The following is a 21,896-nucleotide window of genomic DNA, read 5'->3' as shown; positions in this document are numbered from 1 at the left end:
AGCCCGATCAAATCTATGGGGGAGACCGAAACCATGATTTCCACGCTTATCGCTGCCATCGTCCTGCAGGCCTCGCCTGTCGACACGCTCGTCGAGAACGCCCTGCAGGTCACGACGTCGCAAGGCAGCTATGTCACTTATTTCAACGCCGACGGCACCTACACGACCAATGTCGGCATCGCCGGAACCTGGACCGTCAATGGCGACCAGATCTGCGTCCAGCGGAGCACCGGCGAAAGCGGTTGCGCACCGATCGCGCAGGACCTTTCGGTGGGCTCGTCCTGGCAAGGCCAGAATGCGGCGACCGGAGAAATGGTGACCTACACCATCGTCTCGCGCTGATCGCGCATCCCTTTTTGTTTTCTGGATGCCCGCGACCACCCGGTCGCGGGCATTTTTCTGTCCGTCAAGCATAAGGCCGGACCCGTCGGGCCCGGCCTTCAAAATCAGCCAGTGCTGGAATGCCTCGGCTCTATTCGCCAAAGGACCCGGCCGGCCCCGGGAAGACAACCGGAGTTTCCGATCCGTCGAGCGCGACCGCGGAGACACCGAAATAGTAATTGTCGATCACGACATTCTCGAGCGTGTAGGTGTCGACCTGCCCGACGAAACGGCTCCATTGCCATTGCGGCTGATCGGTCAGGCGCCAGTAGACGCGATAGCCAGCGAGGTTTTCGGCGGCCTCGCCTTCGGCAGCGGTCCAGCTCAGCGTCGTGGAGGGCTGAACGGCCCCCTCGATCTCCACATTGGCCGGGAAAGGCGGCGCACCGGCAATCTGGGCCATGACGGCGACATTGAGCGAGGTGAGCTTGGCCGCATGATCGAAATCGACACCCTCAAGCGTGTCGCCATAGACGCGCCCGTCCTCTGTTCTCAGATCCTGGTGCTGACGGTCATAGTGTTCATTCGTCTCCATTATGCGGACGCCGGGGATACCGACCTCGTTGAACGGCCGGTGGTGACCGCCGCGTCCGAAACGGTCGAGGCGATAGACCATCATCACGTCGAGATTCGGGACATACCGATCCGCCGTCCGGTCGACGAAGCGCGCCAGATTGCGCGACGGACTGTCGACCTCACCGCCAGTGAAGCGGCGCAGGCGCGCTTCTTCAGCCGTCTCGACATAGCGCGTCCCTTCCGAGAAGACGCGCGCGGTCGTGTTGTCGGTTACGCCGTTGATGCCGGAAATATTGCCGATCATGTCGTTATTGAGGACGGCCTTGATGCGCCAGCCCTCCTCGAGCGCATGGGCCGCGACGATCCGGCCACCGAAGAGACCCTGTTCCTCGCCCGACAAGCCGGCATAGATGATGGAGCCGTCGAAATCGTGCTGGCTGAGAACCCGGGCCGCCTCGATCACGCCGGCCATGCCGGATGCGTTATCATTCGCGCCGGGACTGTCTGAGGTTCCGTCGAGCGGGTCGGTCACGCGGCTGTCGATATCGCCGCTCATCATGACGTAGCGATCGGGGTCGAGCCGGCCGCGCTGGATGGCGATCACCGAGACCACCTCGGTCGGCTCGGGAATGCGGCGCTCACCGGAGATCGTATCGGAAACGTACATCACTTCGAGACAGCCGCCGCAGGCTTCCGAGATGCGTTCGAACTCGTCATGTATCCAGCGCCTCGCCGCGCCGATACCACGCGTATCGCTTTCGGTTTCCGACAGGGTGTGCCGCGTTCCGAACCCGACAAGCGTGCGGATGTCGGCCTCGATGCGATCTGCCGAAACGGCCTCGACATAGTCGTGAACGGCCAGGACTTCGGCAGGCGGTGCCTGCTCCTGGGCCAGCACGCCGGACGTCAGACTGGCGCTCGCCATGAGTGCGGTCGTGACCGCTGCGTTACGAAACATCCTCATCCCCTTTGTCTCCAATTCCTGCAAATATGGTCTCGCGTTTTCCAACGGCAAGCAAATCCGCTCTCCAGTCATGCCGTCAGCTCGAAGCCTTCACGTTTTCCCCATCTTATTTCACCGAAGGATTGAAACACCCGAAGCGTTGGGAAACCCTGTCATGCAACCGAAATCCCGAGGGAGGGGAAAATGGGGTTCATCGAAGCCGTCAGAACATGTTTTTCCAAATATGTGGACTTCCAGGGACGGGCTCGACGTAGCGAGTACTGGTTCTGGGTCCTGTTCGTGATCATCGGTTACGTCATCGCGGTCTCGATCGACCTTATGGTCTTCGGACCGGTAAGCAGTGACGGATTGACCTTCGGTGTCATCACGTCGCTTTTCTGGCTGGCAATCCTACTGCCGAACCTCGCCGTCACCATTCGACGCCTCCACGATTCCGGCAAAAGCGGCTGGTGGATCCTGATCAGCCTTGTCCCGCTGGTCGGTGGTATCGTCCTGCTGATCTTCACCCTGATGCCGAGCGAAGCGGGTGCAAACAAGTACGGCCCCAACCCGATAACGGGCGCGGCCAACCCGGAAGTCTTCAGCTGAAGTCCGCTGGGAGTGTCTCACAAGAAAGGGCAGAGCCGACCGGCTCCGCCCTTTGTCTTTTGCGGCCGGCTCCCGCCCCTACGGCACGAGCACGACCTTGCCGATGGCCTTGCGGCCGGAGAGCTCGTTGAAGGCGTCGAGGAAGTTCGCGAACTTGAAGGTCCCCGCCACGTGCGGCTTGATCTTGCCGGCCTCGAACATGTCGAACAGCTCTTCCATGTTCTGCTTGTGCTCGTCGGGGAAACGGCCCGCCCAGGCCCCCCAGAAGACGCCGACGACATTGGCGCCTTTCAGGAGCGGCAGGTTGAGCGGGAGTTTCGGGATGTCCCCGGCCGCAAAGCCGATCACGAGATGTTTGCCGTCCCAGGCGATGCCCCGGAATGCCGCTTCGGCATAATCGCCACCGACAGGGTCGTAGATCACGTCGACGCCCTGCCCGCCCGTCAATTCCTTGATCCGGGCCTTGAGATCTTCGGTCGAGTAATTGATCAGCTCGTCGGCGCCATGCTCCTTGCAGACCGCCAGCTTCTCATCGCTCGACGCCGCCGCAATCACCTTGGCGCCCATGGCCTTGCCGAGTTCGACCGTTGCGAGACCGACGCCGCCGGCCGCCCCCAGCACGAGCAGGGTCTGACCGGGCTTGAGTTGCGCGCGCTGTTTCAGCGCGTGATAGGACGTGCCGTAGACGACCGTCAGTCCGGCCGCCGCCTCGAAAGGCATGCTCTGCGGGATGGGCGTCACCGAGGCAGCCGGCACGACCGCCTTTTCCGCAAACGCGCCGGTCGGCGCGTTGAACAGGACCTTGACGCCCCTTTTGAGACCTTCGACGCCCTCGCCCACCTCGGCGATCAGTCCGGCACCTTCCGTACCCGGCACGAAGGGCAGTTCAGGCTTGAACTGATACTGGCCTCGCACGCAGAGCAGGTCCGGGAAGTTGAGCCCGCCCGCCTTGACGTCGATCAGAACATGTCCCGGCTTGAGCGCCGGGGCGTCGATCTCGTCGACCGTCATGTTCTCTTCCGGGCCGAATTCGCGGCAAAGAAGCGCTTTCATGGGTATCTCCCCGATCCTGGTTTGACTGCCGCGCCAAAAAGCGCGGCTTTGCTCTAGCCGATCTTCACGCCGAGATGCGTGGCGGCCTTGGTGAGGAATTTGATGGACTGTTCGCCCCCGGCCTTCAGCTCCTTCTGCCCGCTCTCCTCGGCGATCTCGTCGAAACGGGCTGCGACATTCTCCGGCGTCTGCTCTTCCGGAGGCAGATAGATCCCGTCCGTCTCGAAGACCTTGGCGACGGCATAACCGCCGGCGCCAGCGCACAGGATGGTGCGCGACGGCGCTGCGTCGCTGACCAGGAAGACCAGGCCGGTCGAGACCGCTTCCGGCTTTAGAAGGTCGAGCGCCGCAGGCGGCATCAGGCCCTCGGTCATCCGCGTCGCGGCAGTCGGAGCCAGCGAATTGACGTGGATGCCGTATTTCGCGCCTTCCAGGTGCAGCGTGTTCATCAGGCCGACCACACCCATCTTGGCGGCGCCGTAATTGGTCTGGCCAAAATTGCCGTAGAGCCCCGAGGACGAGGTCGTCATGACGATGCGGCCATATTCCTGCTCCCGCATGATCGGCCAGACCGCCTTCGTACACACCGTCGAACCCATGAGGTGAACGTCGACGACGAGACCGAAATCCTCGATCTCCATCTTGGCGAAGCTTTTGTCACGCAAGATGCCGGCATTATTGACCAGAATATCTATCCGGCCCCAGGCGTCCATGGTTTGCTTGACCATGTCCGCGACTTCCTCGGGCTTGGTGACATTGGCCCTGTGTGACAGGGCCTCCCCGCCCGCAGCGCGAATTTCTTCGGCGACGTCCTCGGCGGCGGAGCCGGAGCCCTCACCGGTGACGGACCCGCCGAGATCATTGACCATCACTTTCGCGCCGCGAGCCGCGAGGGCGAGCGCATGACAACGGCCCAGCCCGTGCCCGGCACCGGTTACGATCGCGACACGGCCGTCAAAACGAATTTCACTCATTGCAACTGTCTTTCCTCTTCGGTGCTGCCAGCCGGACCGCCGGGGCCGGTTCAGCCAACGATCTGGAGCGTGAGCCAGTGCGCCATAAGCGCCGGCTTTTCTTCGCCCTCGATTTCCACGGTAACGTCATAGCGCAGCATCCACTGGCCGGGATTACGCTCGACGGCATCGCCCAGCTTGAAGTGCCCGCGAACCTTGCGGCCGGACCGGACCGGCTGCAGGAAGCGCACCTTGTCGAAGCCGTAATTGATGCCCATCGCCAGGCCGTCGAGGCGGAAATCCACCTCGCCGGCCATCTGCGACAGCAGAGACAGCGTCAGGAAACCGTGGGCGATCGTGCCGCCGAACGGCGTTTCCGATTTCGCCCGCTCCGGGTCGATATGGATGAACTGGTGATCGCCGGTGACGTCCGCGAACTGGTTGATCCGCGCCTGATCCACCTCGATCCAGTCGGACAGCCCGATCTCGGAGCCGATATGGCTCGGCAAATCACTGGGTTTGACGGCAGTCATCAGGCGGTCTCCGTGTTCTTGAGCAGCATCTTGCGAAGACCCGGCTTGTCGATCTTGCCGGTGCCGCCGCGCGGCAGAGGACCATCCATCCGCCAATAGGTATCAGGCCGCTTGAAGGCGGCGAGGTGCGGTTCGAGGAAGGCCGTGATGTCCTCGTCTGTCAACGCAGACCCGGGCTTCAGATAAATGGCGGCCCCGACACGCTCACCCAGACGCTCGTCCGGAATGCCGATGACGGCCGCCTCGATGATCTCATCATGCTTGGCCAGCGCACCCTCGACTTCGAGACAGGAAACATTCTCACCACCCCGGATCACCATGTCCTTGATCCGGTCGACGATGAACAGAAAACCGTCCTCGTCGAGAATTCCGACATCACCGGTCTTGAACCAGCGGTCCTCGGTGAGGACCTCCGCGGTCGCGTCCGGCTGATTGAGATAGCCCCGGAACACGGCCGGCGACTTGATCCACACCTCGCCCGGCTCGCCGCGCGGCGTATCATTGCCTTGCGGGTCGACCGTCTTGATGAAGGTCACGGCCGGCAGCGGCAGGCCACAGGAGCCCGGCTTGGACTGGTATTCCGAATAGCCGTTAAAGGTACCCAGCGCGTTCGTCTCGGTCAGTCCGTAGCCAGAAGAGGACCAGGCTTGCGGGAGCACCTCGTTGAGCTTGTCGACATGCGCCTCGGGACGCTTCGCGCCACCCGTGCCCATGCTCTGCAGGCTGTCCAGCTTGACCCCGCGTCGCTCGGCCTCGAGTGCGATCTCGTGCGACATGGTCGGAACGCCAACCACATCCGTGATGTTTTCGGCCTGGATGAGATCCACAGCCGTGCCGGCATCCCATTTGCGCATCAGGACCATTTTCCGACCGGAAAAGAGCGACATCATGAAGACGGCGTGCGAGCCGGTGCAGTGGAAGAGCGGCAGGCAGACCAGAACTGCCGGCTCGCCTTCCGTGAAGTCTTCGTCGCCATTGGCCAAGCGCAGAGCTGCGCCCAGCAATGCAAAGGACAACACGGTCGTGACCGCTCCGCGCTGGGTCAGAACGGCTCCCTTCGGCTTGCCGGTCGATCCCGAAGTGTAGAAGATCGCAAAATCGCTGTCCGGATCGATCGCGATCTCCGGTGCCGGCTTGCCGGCCCCCGCTTGTACAAGGGCATCGAAACTGTCATCGACATTCTCGATCTCGCCGCGGCCGGCGATCAGCGTCAGACCGAGTCGGTTCTTGTGCGGGCGAATGCGCTCGATCTGGCGGGCACCGGCGATTATCAGCTTGGCCTGGCAATCCTCGAGGCCATACGCCATTTCCTCACTCGTCCACCAGCCATTGAGCGGAACGATCACACCGCCCGCTGCGATGACGCCGAGAAAGCAGGCCATCCATTCCGGTGAATTACGCAGCGCCAGCGCTATGCGCGTTCCCGGCGTGACGCCGTGGCGCTCGATCAGACCATTGGCCACGGCAAGCGACTTGCCGACCAGCTCCTGGAAGGTCCAGCGTTGATCCTCGAACACGACGCCGGTTTTCTCGGCATGCTCCATCGCCTTCATGAGCAGGAAGCGAAGGTCGCTGGGCGCGTTCACATAGGCCAGCTGCTCGATGCCGAGCACCTCCGTTTCGCCCACATTGAGGACTTCCTCCTGGGCGGTGATCAGCTTGGCGATCTCTTCGATCTTGGCCCGCGGCGGGGCAGGTTTGCGTTGAGCCATGGACCGTCAGCCCTCCAGACTCTCATTGAGGTATTGCTTGAGCTCCTTGCGCGCGATCACCATGCGGTGCACCGCGTCCGGACCGTCGGCAAAGCGCAGCGTACGCAGGCCGGTCCACATTGAGGCCAGCGGAGTGTCCTGCGAGACGCCGACACCGCCATGCATCTGCATGGCCTCATCGACCGTGTCGAGCGCAACGCGCGGCGCGATGACCTTGATCTGCGAAATCCACGGCGCGGCGGCGCGCGGATCGCCCTGATCCATCATCCAGGCGGCCTTGAGGCAGAGAAGACGCGCCTGCTCGATCGCCATGCGGCGCTCCGCGACGATATCGTAATTGGCGCCCAGCTTGGCCAGCGGCTTGCCGAAAGCGGTCCGGGACACGGCCCGGCGGCACATCAGCTCAAGCGCCCGCTCTGCCTGCCCGATCGCCCGCATGCAGTGATGGATACGGCCCGGCCCGAGGCGCCCCTGGGAAATCTCGAAACCGCGGCCACGACCGAGGATCAGGGCATCCTTGGGAACCCGCACATCGGTGAAACGGATATGCATATGACCGTGCGGGGCATCGTCATGCCCGAACACCATCATCGGACGCAGGATTTCGATACCCGGCGTCTTGGCGTCAATCAGGAATTGGGAGTGACGGCTGTGGCGCGGCGCATCGTCGTCCTCGGTCTTGGCCATGAGGACGTACACAGAGCACCGCGGATCGCCTGCACCGGACGACCAGTATTTCTCGCCATTGAGCACCCACTCATCGCCGTCGAGCTTCGCCTCGAAGGCGATATTCGTCGCGTCCGAGGATGCGACGTCGGGCTCGGTCATCAGGTAGGCGGAGCGGATTTTGCCGTCGAGGAGCGGCTTGAGCCATTTCTCCTTCTGCTCGGCATTTCCGTACCGCTCGATGACTTCCATATTGCCGGTGTCCGGGGCGGCGCAGTTGAAGACTTCCGGCGCCAGCGGAGACCAGCCCATTTCCTCGGCGAGATAGGCGTACTCGACCGTGCTCAGCCCATAGCCGCGCTCGCTGTCGGTCAGCCAGAAATTCCACAGCCCGCGCTTGCGTGCCTCGGACTTGAGGCCTTCCAGGATCTCGGTCTGTCGTTCGGTGTAAGCCCAGCGATTGCCCTCGCGCCCGATTTCGGCGTGATAGGATTCTTCCATCGGCATGATCTCGTCGCGCACCATGGCGCGAACCTGTTCGATCAGCGGTTTGACATTTTCCGTTATTCCAAGATCCATCATACTCCCCATGATGTGTTCGGCTTCACTCTCTCATTTAAATCAATATTTTACAGGCGCCATCAGACGGGCCGACCACGGGCCTCCACCATCTTCCGGCGGAATTTGCGCATTCCGCCCAGCCAGCGATCACGCTGGGTCGCGCGGGCCGCCTCGTAGCCGGCAACGCTGGCATGCGGCAGGGCCAGAAACCGGGACTCGTCAATGGCGGCCAGCGTTTCGTCCGCCACGTCCGACGGCTCCACGATGCCGTCAGCGCCGGCAATTCCCCCATCCTCGCTGTCGCCGATCATGTCCGTCCGGACCGCCTGCGGGCAAACGCAGACGACCTGCAGCCCTTCATCACCATGAGCGACCGCGAGGCTTTCCGCGAAAGAGACCGCCGCGTGCTTGGTCGCCGTGTATGAGGACGCACCGATCTGGGCGAGCAGGCCTGCAGCGGATGCGACGATGACAAAGACACCGCCGCCCCGGGGTTTCATGCGCGGCCAGACCTGGCGGGCACCGCGGACGGCCCCCATCACATTGACCTCGAAACTGTCCTGCCAGTCCGCATCGCTTGCACCGGCCGCATCCCAGCTGGGCGCATCCGTGCGCAGGATACCGGCATTGGACACATAGACATCGACCGGGCCGAGCCGGGTTTCGGTCTCGTCCAGGAATGCGGCGATATCCGCCTCCTTGGTCACATCGACCTTGCGGCCGAAAGCTCTGAGGCGTTTCGCAGCCTCCTCGGCCCCTTCAAGGTCGGCGAGCGCGACCCGCGCACCCTTTGCCTTGAAGGCTTCAGCCATCGCAAATCCGATACCGCGGGCGCCGCCGGTGATGGCGACGACCTTGCCTTTGTAATCCATACGGTCCTCCCCGGAGCCGACGATCAGAACTTGCGCAGACGGGCGTATTTGTCGGCGTGGTAATTGGCGTCGCCGAAAAGCGCTTCGGCGACCCGCACGCGCTTGATGAAGAAGCCGATATCGTACTCGTCCGTCATACCGATGCCACCATGCATCTGAATCGACTCGCGAGCGGCCAGCTGGGCGACCTGGCCGAGCTTGGACTTGGCGGCCGACACCATCAAAGCCGCATGATCCGGTGCCGCATCGAGCGTCTGGAGCGCCTTGAGCACGATCGACTTGCCCAGCTCGACCTCGGAATAGAGGTGTGCAGCCCGGTGCTGCAGTGCCTGAAACGTGCCGATGATCTGGCCGAACTGTTTGCGTTCCTTGAGATAATCGACCGTCGTTTCGAGGCATTGCTGCGCCGAACCGGACATTTCCGCGGACAGCCCCGCGCGTCCAGCGTCCAGCACGGCTTCGAGCGCGCCATAGCCGGCATCCACCTCGCCAAGTACGGCATCGGCAGTCACCTCGACATTATCCAGCGTCACCGATGCGAAATTCCGGCTGTCGACCGAATCCGTCCGCTTGACTGAGACGCCCGCAGCGTCGCGCGGAACGAGGAAGAGCGTCACGCCTGCCTCCTCGGCCTCGCCGCCCGCGGTCCGGGCCGATACGATCATCATGTCCGCCACATGCGCCTCGGCCACGAAGGTTTTGCTGCCGTTCAGCTTGAATCCGTTGCCCGACCGTTCCGCAGTCGTCGACACATCCGCGGGCGCATGCTTGCGGCCCTCGTCCACGGCGATGGCGGTGATCGCCTCGCCGGCGGCGATGCGCGGCAGCCATTCGGACTTCTGACCGTCGGAACCGAAGCGGGACAGCGCGGTCGCGCCCATGATCGCCGTGGACAAATAAGGCGATGCGGTCAGCGTGCGGCCCATCTCCTCTGCGATCACACCAGCGGCGACATGCCCCATCTCGACGCCGCCATGGGCTTCGGGAACCAGGACGCTGGTCCAGCCCATTTCGGCCATCGCCTTCCAGGTGGCGCGGTCGAAACCGTCCTTGTCTTCACTATCGCGCAGCTTGCGTAGCTGACTGATCGGCGCGCTATCCGCCAGGAAACCTCGGGCGGCGTCCTTGAGCATGCCGGCTTCTTCATTGAGCACCATGGCCATGATGTCGTCTCCCCTTCGATGCCCTAGGCGGTCGGCAATTCAAGAATGCGCTTGGCGATCACGTTGAGCTGGACTTCGGACGTCCCGCCTTCGATCGAGTTCGCCTTGGTGCGCAGCCACTGGCGGGCGACGTCTTCGTCGGCGCCCCATTCCAGCGACGTATGACCGGTCGCATCCATCATCAGTTCAAGACGGCGCTTGTTGAGCTCGGTGCCGTAGTATTTGAGCATCGAGGAATTGGCGCCTGTGCCCTGCCCGGCCTTGGCCTCGTCGGCGACGCGCTCCATCGTGCACATGAAGGCGAGCCCATCGATCTCGGCCCGCGCGATGTCCGTCCGCAGCATCGGATCCGCCAGCATGCCACGATCGTCCAGACCGATCGTCTGCACAGCGACATCTCCCATGGGGCGCATACCGCCCGACCCCATGCCGCCGATCATTTCGCGCTCATGGGTGAGCAGATATTTGGCGATCGACCAGCCCTTGTTCATTTCCCCGACGAGATTGTGTTTCTCGCAGCGGGCGTTGTCGAAGAAGGTCTCGCAGAAAGGCGAGCGGCCCGAGATCAGCTTGATCGGTTTCGTCGAGACGCCCGGCTGGTCCATGTCGACAAGCACGAAACTGATGCCCTCATGCTTGGGCGCCTGGAAATCGGTGCGCACGAGCACGAATATCCAGTCGGCCTGATCCGCATAGGAGGTCCAGACTTTCTGACCGTTGATCAGGAAGTGATCGCCCTGGTCTTCGCACTTCGTCATCAGCGAGGCGAGATCGGAACCGGCATTGGGTTCGGAATAGCCCTGCGCCCAGCGAATCTCGCCGCGGGCAATCTTGGGCAGGTGTTCCAGTTTCTGCTCTTCACTGCCGTATTTCAGAAGTGCCGGCCCGAGCATCCAGATGCCGAAGGACTGGAGCGGCGAGCGCGCCTTGATGCGCTGCATCTCCTCGCGGAGAATCTTGGCCTCCAGCTTGGACAGACCGCCCCCGCCATAGGCCTCGGGCCATTCAGGAACCGTCCAGCCTTTTGCGGCCATACGGTCCAGCCACAGTTTTTGCGGTTCGGTGAATTTGAAATTCTTGCCGCCCCAGACAGCGTCTGCCTCGCTCTCCATGGGTTGGCGCATTTCCTCGGGACAATTGGCATCCAGCCACTCCCGGACTTCCGCACGGAAGGCTTCAAGATCGGCCATGGTCTCCCCTTTATCGAACTTTATCGAGCATTCGGTATGATGCACTTGCGAAGACGCTAGCGCCGAACCGGGTCCGGGTCCATGGCCATGTGAAGCGATTTCAGTGAAAAATCGGAATGCAAAAATGTGTGCCCACCGCTGCCGCGGCAGCGGTGTAGCGAGACACACAAAAAACCCCGACCTTTCGGCCGGGGTCTTGTTGCATTGCACTTCTGCGAGACGTCAGGCGAATTGCGGCGCGATCTCGAGATTGCGCGCAAGGCCGAGGCGGCGCGCCACGAGAAGCATGGTCCCGTTATAGTCCACGATCCGGTTCCAGATGCCCTTCTTCGGAAGGTGCAGCGCCGAACGCGGGAAATCATGGTGATGGTCGTGCAGCGCTTCTCCGCCGGTCAGAAGCGCGAGCAGATAATCGAACCAAAGCGGCGTCTTCATGTGCCCGAATACGTTCACGCCGAGCGTCGTCGCATGGAACTGGATGCCGCGTCCGATGATGACGCTGGCATGAATCAGAGCGGTGAAAATCAATGACCCGCCTGCCAGTGCAACGATCAGGTAGATCGCGGCCGGCACGATCAGGTGCATGACGAGAGAGAGGGTGATGTGGAAACGGTCGGCAAAACGGACGACCGGATTTTCCTTCAGCCACATCGGCATCGGACGAGCCAGATCCTTCTCGTCGCGCCAGAGAATCCAACCGACCCAGGCCCAGACCTTGCTCTCGAACGGATTGTGCGGATCGCCCGGCTTGTCGGCGAAACGGTGGTGTTGCGAGTGATAGTTCACCCAGTCCTTCAGCGTTCCCTGCATGGCCAGGATGCAGTTGAACATGATGATGATCTGGGCGGGCCATTTGATCTCGCCGGCGCGGTGCTGCCAAATCCGGTGGAGCGGGCCGATGCCCTGGTTGCAGATGAAAATGGTCAGGGCGGTGACGCCAAGGCAGATCGGCGCGTACCACCAGTGAAGGGTCAACCCGCTCAGGACGAGACCAAGCACGACCATGGCCAGCAGGAGTGCCACCCCCAGTGCGGGATAGATGATCGCGGAGAAGGCGCTCGCCCAGTTGAGCGTTCTCCAGGATTTCAGGATCGCTTCGGAACGCGCAAGAATCCGGTTTTCAAGGGTCATATGGGCCAACTCGCTGCTTTGTCAGAATTTCGGGTACGCACTGCGCGCGACGGGAATCTCCGCGCAATCACTGCACAGGTCAAACGTAAAGTGTAGGTGGTTTCGTCAATCTTGAGCGCCAGTCATAAGTGAATACCGGTCGGCCGGCTCCTTCGGCAGGTCGATATGGAATACGGCCCCCTCCCCCGGCCTGCCCTCAGCCCAGATATGCCCGCCATGCCGCTCGACGATCCGGGTGCACAGCGCGAGCCCCAATCCGGTTCCCGGATAGGCATCCCGTGAATGCAGACGCTTGAACATGTCGAAAATCCGGGTCGCGAATTCCGGCTTGAAGCCGATCCCGTTATCCGCGACCGAAATACGCCAGCTATCATTGCCCGCCGCCGAATCCATCGAAACGACAATTCGCGGCGCAGCGTCTTCGCGTCGGTATTTCAGCGCATTGCCGATCAGATTTGTCATCACCTGCCGCAGAAGCGAGCGATCGCCCGTGATCACCTCCTGGCTTTCGCACGAGATGTCAGCCTCGCACTCGGCGGCGGCGATATCGAACTCCGAAGCCACGTCAGCCACGAGTTCGGCCAGATCGATCTCCGCGAACTTCATGGTCACATTGGAGGCGCGTGAGTAATCGAGCAGGTCCTCGATCAGAGCCCGCATCCTGGCGGCACCGTCGACCATCACATGAATGAAGCGGCGCCCGCGTTCGTCGAGCGCATCGCCATATCCCGCCTCCAGCCGCTCGCCGAACGCTGTGATCTTACGCAATGGTTCCTGGAGGTCGTGCGAGGCGACGTAGGCAAAACTTTCCAGCTCCGCATTCGAGCGCTTGAGCGCTTCGGCCTGATGGCGCAGGCGCAATTCGGCGGCGCGTTGCTCGGTCACGTCCTGCATGACGCCAAAATAACGCCAGCCTCCCTTGATCTCGCCAGGCACACATCGAAGTTTGGAATCGACCAGGCGGACCTCGCCATTGTCGGCCCTGATGATCCGGCGGGTCAGGGATTGGGTCTCGCCAGATTCCTGCGCGGCCTTGACGAAATCGGCAACCTGTTCGCGATCGTCCGGGTGAACGCTTTGCTCCATGAAAGCATCGAGGAGGCCGTCCGCGTCCGGCTCGAGGCCGTAGATCTCGAAGACTTCCTCGCTGCAATTCATTTCGCCGGTCGTCGTGTCGAAACTGAGATAACCCAGCTTCGCCATGTGTCCGGCCATTTCCATCAGATGAAGTCTGTTCCGTTCGCGAATCTCCGACTGCTTGCGCGCATCGATGTCATTGACCGATCCGGCCATGCGAACCGGCTTGCCGTCATCGTCCCAGATTGCCTGACCACGGGCATGAATCCAGATATAGCGGCCCTCGGAGGTCCGCAGACGGCATTCGATCTCATAAGGTTCACGGTATTTCAGATGCCGCTCCACGGCCGCGACCACGCGCGGCCGGTCATCGTCGTGGATGCGGGCCAGAAAGGCATCAAAACCCCGGTTATCCGCTTTCGGACCGACACCGGTGAGTTCGTAGACACGCGGCGACCAGTAGGTTTCGCCCGTCCGGATATTCCAGTCCCAGAGACCGACGCTCGCCCCCTCGACAGCAAGCTGAAAACGCTGATCGGCCTGGCGCAGCGCGATGTGCTGGCTGATCATGACGCCAGCCGTCTCGACCACACTTGTCTCGTCTGGCGAGAACGGCCGCCTGCGCGGCTCCGGCGAGGTCAGGTTGAGCGTACCGTAGAGCTGCTCGCCGAGCATCAGGCGCACGCCGATATAGGTCTCCAGCCCCGTCTCTTCATAACAGGGATGCCCCTTGAACAGACTGTCGCCGGCCCGTTCGACGAAGAGCGGAGACTCCAGCGCGATGACCCGTTCGCAATATGTGTCGGTCAACCGGAAGCGCTTGCCGCTGACCAGTTCTCCGCCCTGGTCGATGACCTGCTCCAAGACATAATCGTCGGCCACGATCCGGCTGACGATGGCGACGGGCAGGTCGAGAAAGGTTCTGACGGCTTCGAGCAGACCGCGAATGGCCGCATCATGGTCGTCGCCATGCTCGGTCGAAATCCGGACCATGTCGATCAGGACATCGTGCGACCGGCCTGCGCTCTTGCGCTCGGGGACGCTGTCGGAGGGCATTTTGTCTGTCATTCACTGGCCCACGGGGCCAGTCGCCAAATCGACCTGCCCCAAGGCTCCGACATTTCCAAATACCAGCGATTCCCACAAGTGCAGACATATCCGGCGACCGTCATGCGCGACAGACGCAAAGCAGGAAACACAACTCAGGCGGATTAGACGCACTTCATTTCTCCCGATTTTCGACCGAAAAAACGGCAATTTATCGACTATCGGGATGGACTGGTGAAGCGCATTACGTTTTCGTAACGATACCATCTACTCGATTCACGGCTGGGGAGGCGTGCATGAAGAATGGCGGACTGATTTTGGCGACCGCATTGGGGCTGAGCTGCTCATTCATCGCGGCGCCGAGTGCGGTAAAGGCGGAAATCGCGGAACGTGTCCCGGTACCCGAGCATGTCTATGTAGAGGCCGAGCGGCAGGTCACCCTGTTCGTGAACTGGGCGCGTAATGGCGACACGCACCACGACCGCGACCTCGACAGCCAAGACGCCCGCCGCTAGCGGGCCGCGGCGTCATTCCGGTCCGGAATCCCCTGTCCCGGTCTCTTCGATCGCAGCGCGGATTCGGGCCTCGACCATAGGCCGGTAGGAAGCATCCTCCGGCGCATCATCGAGCAGCGCTTGCCAGTCGGCGAGCGCTGTTTGCGTTTCGCCATCCTGGAAGCGCGCTTCCGCCATGAAGAAACGGGCTCGCGGATCGGTGGGGTCTATATCCAGCGCCCGGGCGAAGGCTTCGCGCGCCGGCGGGGTCATGTCGCCGCCTTCGCCGAACAGGTAGGCCTGCCCGAGCGAGGCAAAGAGATAGGACGAATCCGGCACTCCATCGATCGCGTTCTCGAATGCGATCGCGGCTTCGGCATAGCGGCCAAGAGCGAGATAGGACTCGCCGAGCACCGCCCAGCCGCGCGGATCGTCCGGATTGGCCATCAGTTCTGCCGCCAGTGAGTCGATCTGGTCGAGAACCTCCCGGACCTCCCGTGGCACCTCGGGCATTTGAGCGGCCTGGCGTTCCGGCGCTGGCCCCGCGAATTGCGGACTGCCAATCACCATGTAGAGCCCGACTGCGACCATCACCGTCACCGACGAGACGATGATGATCGCCTGGCGAAGAAATGGGCTGGCCTCCCCCTCTCCTTCGCTGCGCGCCTCGGCCTGGGCCTGGCGGCGGCGGATTTCCAGCTCGGCGGCGCGCGCCTCCTCCGGTGCGATCAGGCCGAGCTCGCGATCGCGGGACAATTCCTCGAGCTGACCGTCGAAGGCTCCGAGCCCGTCCAGAGAGACGTCGGTCCGACCGCGAATGACGGGCAGGACGAGCGCGGCTGCGACGAGCGTGGCGATGGCGGCGATCAGGACCCAGATCATTGCAGCCCCTCCTCGTCGCTCAGTTCGCCGGCACGAACGGCGTCGCTATCTTCAAGGCCATGGCCGGCTTCAGCCGTCCGTCTTTGTTGTCGAAGGAAAACGAGGATCAGACCGGCTCCGCCGAACAGGATGATGACGGGCATCAGCCACAAGCCCAGCGTATTGGCCTGCAGCGGCGGCATCATCAATACGTAATCGCCGTATCGCGCCTGCATGTAATCGCGAATGGCCGGATCGCTCTCGCCCAGCAAAAGCCGCTCGCGAACCACTTCGCGCATGCGACCGGCGATGAAGGCGTTCGACTCGTCTATGCTCTGGCTCTGGCATTCCACGCAGCGCAGTTCGCGATACAGGCCTCGCGCCCGCTCCTCGAGCACCGGATCGTCCATACGCTCGGACGGTGGCGGTGACGCCAGGGCACTGCCGGCTGTCAGCACGAACAGGACAAGGACGGTCAGGAAACGGATCATGAGCGCTCCAGCTCCTGGATCATCGGACGGATCGTCTCGCGCCAGTCTTCCTCGGTGATAACGCCGACATGGCGATATCGAACCCGGCCGTCGCGGTCGAGCAGGAAGGTTTCCGGTGCTCCGGTAATGCCGAGATCGACGGCAAGGCGGCCATCGGGATCGTCGCCGACCCGCGTATAAGGATTGCCATGACGCTCGAGCCAGGCGGCGCCGGCTCCGGGCGCGTCCCGCCAGTTGATGCCATAGATCGGAACGACCCCCGAGCGCGAGATCTGCATCAGCATGGGATGCTCGATGGCACAAGGCGGACACCAGGAGCCGAAGACGTTGACGAGGCTGACCTGCCCGACGAGATCGGCATTGGACAGACCGTCATACTCCGTGGCGATACCCGGCAGATCGAATTCCGGCATGGGCTGGTCGATCAGCTGCGACGGAATCTCCGAGGGGTCCTCGCGCAGTCCCATCCCGAAATAGACCGCCATGACCGCAAAGACGACGAGTGGCAGGAATAGCAGGAAACGCGGCATTCAGGCCTCCACCGGCTTGCTGCTGGCGTCTGGGTGCGCAGCGGGGGTTTTCTTGCGCGATGTCAGGCTGCGTCGCCCGCGGTCGGCGATCGACAGGATGCCGCCCAAGGCCAGAATGCCCGAACCGACCCAGAGCCACATGGCGAAGGGATAGATATAGACATGCACCGGCCACCCCCGTTCCGGATGGGGCTGCCCGATCGTCACGTAGAGGTCGCCGGTCGCAACGGTGCGAACCGCTGACTCCGTCGTCGACATGCTGCGCACCGGATAGAAGCGGCGCTCGGCGACCAGCTCGCCCAGTTGCTGCTGGTCGCGACTGACGGAAAAGCGGCCCTCCTGGCTGTCGTAATTGGCGCCGTCGAGCTCGCGTACTGTGTCGAGCTCAACCGTATAGCCGGCAATTTCCACGCTCTGGCCGGGAATGAGATAGGTGCTGGTCTCCTGCTTCCACGCACTCACGCCGGTGATGGCGAAAACGGTCACGGCCAGGCCGAAATGCGCGACCAGCATGCCCCAGATTCCCAGCGGCAAATTCGCCGCCCGTCGCATGGAGGTGCCGAAATCCGCGTCGAAAAGCTTGATGCGCTGGGCGAGATCGACCAGCACACCGATCCCGATCCAGACCGCCAAAGCAGCGCCGAGCGCACCCGCAATGCGGACCCGGTCGGCCAGCCAGAACGCCAGCAGCCCGCCGATCAGCGCCGCAATGGCCGCCGGAATCAGCTTCTTCAGCACCGGTTTCAGCTTGCCGCGCTTCCAGGCCAGCATGCCTGAGACGGGTACGAGAATCAGGAGAACGCCCATCAGCGGGTTGAAGGTCGCATTGTAGAAAGGCGCACCGACCGTGATCGTCTCGTCGCTGACCGTGGTGATGAAGAGCGGGTAGAAGGTCCCGAAGAACACCACCGCCGTCGCGGTGGCGATGAAGAGATTGTTCACGAGGAGCGTGCTCTCGCGGCTCACATCCGCGAAGGTCCCCGTCGGCTTGAGCAGGCCGGCCCGCAGCGCGAAGAGGGTGTAGGACCCGCCCACGACGGCAATCAGAATGCCCAGGATAAAAACGCCACGCGCCGGATCGACCGCGAAGGCGTGCACCGAGGTCAGGACGCCGGACCTGACGAGAAAAGCGCCGGCGAGGCTGAGCGAGAAGGTGATCAGCGCCAGTAGCATGGTCCAGGCCTTCAGCGTGTCCCGCTTTTCCATCACACGCAGGGAATGGATGAAGGCCGTACCGGCCAGCCAGGGCATGAGAGACGCGTTCTCGACCGGGTCCCAGGCCCACCAGCCGCCCCAGCCCAGCTCGAAATAGGCCCAGGCCGCGCCCAGTGCGATACCGATGGTCAGGAAGCTCCAGGCCGCCAGCGCCCAGGGCCGCACGATGCGGGCCCAGCGTGCATCCACCCGCCCCTCGATAAGGGCCGCGACCGCGAATGAGAAGGTGATCGAAAAGCCGACATAACCCGCATAGAGCATGGGCGGATGCGAAGCGAGACCGGGGTCCTGAAGCAGCGGGTTGAGGTCCTGCCCGTTCGCTGGCAGCGGAAACAGGCGGGTGAACGGGTTGGAGGTGAAGACGATGAACGCCGTGAAGGCCGCTGTGATGAGCGACTGAACCGCGAAGGTCAGCGTGATCAGCTTTGCCTCGACCGGTTTGGCGGTCCAGGCGAGCGCGCCGGTATAGGCTGTCAGCATCAGGGCCCAGAGCAGCATGGAGCCCTCGTGATTCCCCCACACGCCGGTCAGCTTGTAGATGAAGGGCTTGTCCGTGTGCGAGTTCTCGGCGACCACAAGCGTCGAGAAATCGGAGACGGCGAAGAGCACGGTGAGGCAGGCAAACGCCGCCAGCATCAGCACGAATTGCGCGATGGCGCCGGAGCGCGCCCAGGCATGCACGACCGGGTCGCCGGTGCGCAGGCCGAATATCGTCAGCCCCGCCTGGCTCAGCGCCACCAGGAAGGCAAGGATGAGGGCAAACTGCCCGAGCTCAGCAATCATTCCGCCGACTTGTTACGGGAATGCCCGCAGGTCAAGTCACACACTGTCGCACCTGGCACCGGAGAAGCCGCATGCCCGGGCGGGAGCATCGCCGGGCATGTCCCGAACAATGCTCCGCGCAGCAAGCCTGCTAGTCGGAACTGCTTTCCATGCTGGAAACGCCCTCGCTCGGCAGAGGCAGGCTGAAGTCCGGCGCATACCACATGTCGCGTTCGGACATTTCGCTGATGACGGCATTCGTCCGTGTCATCAGGTCCTGTATGTCATAAGCGGCTTCCACTCGGCCGCGCTCCGCGTGGCCGCGTCGACCGGGTTTTCAGAATAGGCGACCACGTAATAGCCGGGTACGTCGCCGATACCGCGGGAATAGACCCAGTAACCGCGCTCGATACCGGCCGCTTCGTGCGCCTCGCGCCATTCGGCCATGATGCCCTCGAGCTCATCGCCATAGCCCATGCGGGCGCTGATACCGAAGAGCTCCATATAGTTCTCGCCCTCCTCGCGGACATCGTCCGACCGATAGGACAGCTCAGGGTCGAAGGTCACGATCATGGAGCGGACCTCACGCCGCGCGGCACTATAGGTGTCCCAGGCGGTCTCGAAGGCCTCATTCCCCGAAATCGCCTCGCGGCGAGCGGCGAACATCGTGTCGAGACCGGCATAGTCCTCGCCGATCGGTGCCGAATACCAGCGCTCGGCGCCATCCTTGAAAACGTTCAGGGGGGCGTCATACCCGCCTGCCGTCGCTTCACGCATCATGTCCAGCCAGGCCGCATCGGCCTCCGCCATACTGGACGGCTCCAGCACGACCTGCGTCACGAGAAAGCGCGTGCTCGGCGTTTCCGTTTCCTGCGCCCATGCCGGCGCTCCGAAACAGACCGCAACACACAACACACCTGATGAAACCAGAATTCTCATCTCGTCCTCCCTGTCAGAGATCAGGAAGGCTGTGCGCCCCGTGGACAGCCTTCGGAACGACGCTTTCAACTCCGGGGCTTCGGGAGTGTTGCGCAACCTGATGTATATGTCACGGCCTCGTTTATGCATGCCGAAACCGCGGCACGGCATGTCCGCCGGGCGGTAAGGGAGGTGTGCAGGATGCCGGCAGATGCCGGATAACCGGTAGTTTTGAATAGCGTGACATCGGCGACATCCCGCACGCGGAGTTTTCCCGGACGCTCTCGCCCCCGTGTCCAATCCAGAAGGTACAGGCCGTCGGTCGTCTAGTGCAGCCCGGACCCAACTGGACGCCCTGCCAGCGCACGGGATGTCACCCCCTCGCCCGGACAGGCTCCGCTCGTAACCGGGCACAAGTGACTGAGCTCGCGCCTCCCGTCCCGGAAACCGTGGAGAAGTATGCATGGAGTTGAAGGGGTGAGGATAAGTCACCTGCCGCCGGCCCGAAACATCGTCATCCTGACGAAAGTCAGGATCCGGATCGCAAAGCGATATTCGGGATATCGAGGCTCAAACCGGGCCCTTGGGGTCCAGGCTGGATAGCGCAGCGTGGGCCGCCACGGCCGAGCTTTAAAAGCTGGGTTCCGGCATGCGCCGGAATGACGGTTTGAGATGATCAATCTCAACTCCCCGGGGCTTTTTCCGGGGGAATTAGCGATTGAACGACACGCGCGCCCTCACCGCTCGCGCCCGATCCAGAGCACCACCATCGCCGGCAACCAGGGCACAACGCGTTCGAACGGGTCGCCGGGCAGCCGCGCCCAATCGCCCAACACAGTGAAGAGACCGCCCAGATCCTCCGCGGGTATCTGGCCGAGCGCGTTGAACACGACTGTCAGCCCGAAGCCGAGACACATGGCAGTGCCGATCGCCCAGGCTTTCGGTTCGAGCTTCAGCACGCGCATGACCACGACCGGGCCGAAGGCTGCACCGAGGGCCGCCCAGGCGAAGAGAACGCGGGCGAAGATCGTCGACGGCAGGCTGAGCGTCATCCAGACGGCGATCGCAGCAATCCCGGCCATGACGATGCGAGAGACGAGGACCTCATGTCCCGGGAATCGCTTGGATATCCGTAGATCGTGCGCGACCGCCGCAGAGGCGACCAGGAGTATGGAGTCCACGGTCGACATGACGGCAGACAACACGGCAGCAATGACGAGACCGGCCAGAATGGGCGGAAGCAGCTCGCCCGCCAGCTGATAGAAGAGCGCCTCGCCGTCCGAGCCGCCGCCGACCAGCGCGCGTCCTGCAAGCGCAAGCACGGTCATCCCGGTGAAAACGACGACGCCCCAGGTGATGGCGATGGCGAAACCACGCATGCGGGAGGCCTCGTCCTTGACGGCCATGAGACGCGTGAGGAGCTGGGGCTGACCCATGGCGCCGATCCCGACGCCCCAGACACCGAGGACGAAACCGATCAGGATATGAAGGGCAAAGCCGCCGGTCGGATCGAGATAGTCCGCCGGCGCACTGGCCTGGAGACTGTCGGCGATCCCGCCGATACCGCCCGCCGCCATGAAGGCCGCGGCCGGGAGAGCGACGGCTATCACCGCCATGAGCGCGCCCTGCAGCATGTCGGTCACGCTGATCGCCCAGAACCCGCCGAGCAAGGCATAGACCAGCACGACCGCGGCACCGATCAGAACGGATTCGGTGATACCGAGTCCGAACTGGGTCTCGAAGGCCGCGGCGGCCGCGCCGAACTGGGCGGCGATGTAGAAGATGAAACAGAAGATGATGAAGAGCGCTGCCAGGGCCGCGATTGCGGCCGAGGCGCGACCGGACAGTTTCGCCGTGATGAAATCGGCCAGGGTGACATGGCCGCGCTCGGCGGTTTCCTCGCGCAGCTTGCGTCCGAAGAAGAGCCAGACAGCGACATAGCCGCCCCAGATACCCGGCACCATCCAGATGGCCGACAGACCGTTGGCGTAGACGAAGCCGGAAAATCCGAGAAGAACCCAGGCGGAGGAGGTCGAGGCCGCATAGGACAGGCCCGACACCCAGGCGCCGACGCCCTGCCCTGCAATGAAGAAATCGCTCTCGGTCTTGTTCAGGCGCGAGGCCCACACGCCCACGCCGACCAGGAGGAGCTTGTAGGCCACCAGCGTGGCCAGCACGATCATATTGTCCCCGTTCATGCGGCCCTCCCCGGCCAGCC

General features: G+C 62.9%; 20 protein-coding genes. 3 read left to right on the top strand and 17 right to left on the bottom strand.

Going from position 1 to position 21,896, the window contains the following annotated elements; translation table 11 throughout:
- The first annotated feature begins 33 nt into the window (after positions 1-33).
- The gene (locus AC13HB_RS03530; RefSeq protein WP_482948341.1) at positions 34-342 is read left to right on the top strand and encodes a hypothetical protein; all 309 of its coding nucleotides are present in this window, start codon (positions 34-36) and stop codon (positions 340-342) included.
- 130 nt (positions 343-472) lie between these two features.
- Here AC13HB_RS03530 and AC13HB_RS03525 read toward each other — a convergent pair whose 3' ends face one another.
- Entirely contained in the window at positions 473-1,861 is a 1,389-nt protein-coding gene (locus tag AC13HB_RS03525; protein ID WP_482948340.1) for a M28 family metallopeptidase, read from the bottom strand.
- A 183-nt stretch (positions 1,862-2,044) separates the two neighbouring features.
- Between AC13HB_RS03525 and AC13HB_RS03520 the strand changes: the two genes are divergently transcribed.
- Positions 2,045-2,449: a DUF805 domain-containing protein gene (locus AC13HB_RS03520; RefSeq protein ID WP_482948339.1), complete on the top strand. Its 405-nt coding sequence runs from the start codon at positions 2,045-2,047 to the stop codon at positions 2,447-2,449.
- Positions 2,450-2,527: 78 nt separating this feature from the next.
- Here AC13HB_RS03520 and AC13HB_RS03515 read toward each other — a convergent pair whose 3' ends face one another.
- The 10 genes from AC13HB_RS03515 to AC13HB_RS03470 all read right to left on the bottom strand — a co-directional run bounded on the left by AC13HB_RS03515 (position 2,528) and on the right by AC13HB_RS03470 (position 14,428).
- A complete protein-coding gene (locus AC13HB_RS03515; protein ID WP_482948338.1) occupies positions 2,528-3,502 on the bottom strand; it encodes an NADPH:quinone oxidoreductase family protein in 975 nt (324 codons plus the stop codon).
- 53 nt (positions 3,503-3,555) lie between these two features.
- Positions 3,556-4,476 carry an SDR family NAD(P)-dependent oxidoreductase gene (locus AC13HB_RS03510; protein WP_482948337.1) on the bottom strand — a complete coding sequence of 307 codons (921 nt, stop codon included), beginning with the start codon at positions 4,474-4,476 and terminating at the stop codon, positions 3,556-3,558.
- Positions 4,477-4,526: 50 nt separating this feature from the next.
- Positions 4,527-4,988: a MaoC family dehydratase gene (locus AC13HB_RS03505; protein ID WP_482948336.1), complete on the bottom strand. Its 462-nt coding sequence runs from the start codon at positions 4,986-4,988 to the stop codon at positions 4,527-4,529.
- Positions 4,988-6,700, bottom strand: a complete 1,713-nt coding sequence (locus tag AC13HB_RS03500) for a class I adenylate-forming enzyme family protein (protein WP_482948335.1) — start codon at positions 6,698-6,700, stop codon at positions 4,988-4,990. The genes AC13HB_RS03505 and AC13HB_RS03500 overlap by 1 nt, the downstream gene beginning before the upstream one ends.
- 6 nt (positions 6,701-6,706) lie before the next feature.
- Positions 6,707-7,945, bottom strand: a complete 1,239-nt coding sequence (locus AC13HB_RS03495) for an acyl-CoA dehydrogenase family protein (protein ID WP_482948334.1) — start codon at positions 7,943-7,945, stop codon at positions 6,707-6,709.
- A gap of 62 nt (positions 7,946-8,007) precedes the next feature.
- Positions 8,008-8,799, bottom strand: a complete 792-nt coding sequence (locus tag AC13HB_RS03490) for an SDR family oxidoreductase (protein WP_482948333.1) — start codon at positions 8,797-8,799, stop codon at positions 8,008-8,010.
- A gap of 23 nt (positions 8,800-8,822) precedes the next feature.
- Positions 8,823-9,962 (bottom strand): acyl-CoA dehydrogenase family protein, encoded by a 1,140-nt coding sequence (locus AC13HB_RS03485; RefSeq protein ID WP_482948332.1) that lies wholly within the window; start codon positions 9,960-9,962, stop codon positions 8,823-8,825.
- A 23-nt stretch (positions 9,963-9,985) separates the two neighbouring features.
- Positions 9,986-11,152, bottom strand: coding sequence for an acyl-CoA dehydrogenase family protein (locus AC13HB_RS03480; RefSeq protein WP_482948331.1), 1,167 nt, complete (start codon positions 11,150-11,152; stop codon positions 9,986-9,988).
- A 222-nt stretch (positions 11,153-11,374) separates the two neighbouring features.
- Entirely contained in the window at positions 11,375-12,283 is a 909-nt protein-coding gene (locus AC13HB_RS03475) for an acyl-CoA desaturase (protein ID WP_482948330.1), read from the bottom strand.
- A 105-nt stretch (positions 12,284-12,388) separates the two neighbouring features.
- A complete protein-coding gene (locus AC13HB_RS03470; protein WP_482948329.1) occupies positions 12,389-14,428 on the bottom strand; it encodes a PAS domain-containing protein in 2,040 nt (679 codons plus the stop codon).
- 275 nt (positions 14,429-14,703) lie between these two features.
- On the opposite strand from AC13HB_RS03470, the gene AC13HB_RS03465 reads away from it, so the two are divergent.
- Entirely contained in the window at positions 14,704-14,922 is a 219-nt protein-coding gene (locus tag AC13HB_RS03465; RefSeq protein ID WP_482948328.1) for a hypothetical protein, read from the top strand.
- Positions 14,923-14,934: 12 nt separating this feature from the next.
- Here the strand turns inward: AC13HB_RS03465 and ccmI are convergent, their stop codons facing one another.
- The 6 genes from ccmI to AC13HB_RS03435 all read right to left on the bottom strand — a co-directional run bounded on the left by ccmI (position 14,935) and on the right by AC13HB_RS03435 (position 21,876).
- Positions 14,935-15,783, bottom strand: coding sequence for a c-type cytochrome biogenesis protein CcmI (gene ccmI, locus AC13HB_RS03460; protein WP_482948327.1), 849 nt, complete (start codon positions 15,781-15,783; stop codon positions 14,935-14,937).
- Complete coding sequence (locus AC13HB_RS03455) at positions 15,780-16,253, bottom strand: cytochrome c-type biogenesis protein (protein WP_482948326.1); 474 nt, start codon at positions 16,251-16,253, stop codon at positions 15,780-15,782. Before AC13HB_RS03455 ends, ccmI begins: the two co-directional genes overlap by 4 nt.
- Positions 16,250-16,783 (bottom strand): DsbE family thiol:disulfide interchange protein, encoded by a 534-nt coding sequence (locus AC13HB_RS03450; RefSeq protein ID WP_482948325.1) that lies wholly within the window; start codon positions 16,781-16,783, stop codon positions 16,250-16,252. Before AC13HB_RS03450 ends, AC13HB_RS03455 begins: the two co-directional genes overlap by 4 nt.
- Entirely contained in the window at positions 16,784-18,781 is a 1,998-nt protein-coding gene (locus tag AC13HB_RS03445) for a heme lyase CcmF/NrfE family subunit (RefSeq protein WP_482948324.1), read from the bottom strand. It abuts the gene before it with no gap.
- Positions 18,782-19,030: 249 nt separating this feature from the next.
- Positions 19,031-19,699 carry a hypothetical protein gene (locus AC13HB_RS03440; protein ID WP_482948323.1) on the bottom strand — a complete coding sequence of 223 codons (669 nt, stop codon included), beginning with the start codon at positions 19,697-19,699 and terminating at the stop codon, positions 19,031-19,033.
- 716 nt (positions 19,700-20,415) lie between these two features.
- Positions 20,416-21,876, bottom strand: a complete 1,461-nt coding sequence (locus AC13HB_RS03435; protein ID WP_482948322.1) for a sodium/proline symporter — start codon at positions 21,874-21,876, stop codon at positions 20,416-20,418.
- Positions 21,877-21,896 lie beyond the last annotated feature (20 nt).

It is taken from the genome of Maricaulis sp. B-26 (assembly GCF_056857855.1).
Note: the sequence above shows the minus strand (reverse complement) of the source record. Positions and strands in the feature narration are given on the sequence as shown.

Excerpts from the sequence above, each read along its gene's own strand:
- AC13HB_RS03530 (WP_482948341.1), top strand. The coding sequence starts at position 34 with ATGATTTCCACGCTTATCGCTGCCATCGTCCTGCAGGCCTCGCCTGTC.
- AC13HB_RS03525 (WP_482948340.1), bottom strand. The coding sequence starts at position 1,861 with ATGAGGATGTTTCGTAACGCAGCGGTCACGACCGCACTCATGGCGAGC.
- AC13HB_RS03520 (WP_482948339.1), top strand. The coding sequence starts at position 2,045 with ATGGGGTTCATCGAAGCCGTCAGAACATGTTTTTCCAAATATGTGGAC.
- AC13HB_RS03515 (WP_482948338.1), bottom strand. The coding sequence starts at position 3,502 with ATGAAAGCGCTTCTTTGCCGCGAATTCGGCCCGGAAGAGAACATGACG.
- AC13HB_RS03510 (WP_482948337.1), bottom strand. The coding sequence starts at position 4,476 with ATGAGTGAAATTCGTTTTGACGGCCGTGTCGCGATCGTAACCGGTGCC.
- AC13HB_RS03505 (WP_482948336.1), bottom strand. The coding sequence starts at position 4,988 with ATGACTGCCGTCAAACCCAGTGATTTGCCGAGCCATATCGGCTCCGAG.
- AC13HB_RS03500 (WP_482948335.1), bottom strand. The coding sequence starts at position 6,700 with ATGGCTCAACGCAAACCTGCCCCGCCGCGGGCCAAGATCGAAGAGATC.
- AC13HB_RS03495 (WP_482948334.1), bottom strand. The coding sequence starts at position 7,945 with ATGGATCTTGGAATAACGGAAAATGTCAAACCGCTGATCGAACAGGTT.
- AC13HB_RS03490 (WP_482948333.1), bottom strand. The coding sequence starts at position 8,799 with ATGGATTACAAAGGCAAGGTCGTCGCCATCACCGGCGGCGCCCGCGGT.
- AC13HB_RS03485 (WP_482948332.1), bottom strand. The coding sequence starts at position 9,962 with ATGGCCATGGTGCTCAATGAAGAAGCCGGCATGCTCAAGGACGCCGCC.
- AC13HB_RS03480 (WP_482948331.1), bottom strand. The coding sequence starts at position 11,152 with ATGGCCGATCTTGAAGCCTTCCGTGCGGAAGTCCGGGAGTGGCTGGAT.
- AC13HB_RS03475 (WP_482948330.1), bottom strand. The coding sequence starts at position 12,283 with ATGACCCTTGAAAACCGGATTCTTGCGCGTTCCGAAGCGATCCTGAAA.
- AC13HB_RS03470 (WP_482948329.1), bottom strand. The coding sequence starts at position 14,428 with ATGACAGACAAAATGCCCTCCGACAGCGTCCCCGAGCGCAAGAGCGCA.
- AC13HB_RS03465 (WP_482948328.1), top strand. The coding sequence starts at position 14,704 with ATGAAGAATGGCGGACTGATTTTGGCGACCGCATTGGGGCTGAGCTGC.
- ccmI (WP_482948327.1), bottom strand. The coding sequence starts at position 15,783 with ATGATCTGGGTCCTGATCGCCGCCATCGCCACGCTCGTCGCAGCCGCG.
- AC13HB_RS03455 (WP_482948326.1), bottom strand. The coding sequence starts at position 16,253 with ATGATCCGTTTCCTGACCGTCCTTGTCCTGTTCGTGCTGACAGCCGGC.
- AC13HB_RS03450 (WP_482948325.1), bottom strand. The coding sequence starts at position 16,783 with ATGCCGCGTTTCCTGCTATTCCTGCCACTCGTCGTCTTTGCGGTCATG.
- AC13HB_RS03445 (WP_482948324.1), bottom strand. The coding sequence starts at position 18,781 with ATGATTGCTGAGCTCGGGCAGTTTGCCCTCATCCTTGCCTTCCTGGTG.
- AC13HB_RS03440 (WP_482948323.1), bottom strand. The coding sequence starts at position 19,699 with ATGAGAATTCTGGTTTCATCAGGTGTGTTGTGTGTTGCGGTCTGTTTC.
- AC13HB_RS03435 (WP_482948322.1), bottom strand. The coding sequence starts at position 21,876 with ATGAACGGGGACAATATGATCGTGCTGGCCACGCTGGTGGCCTACAAG.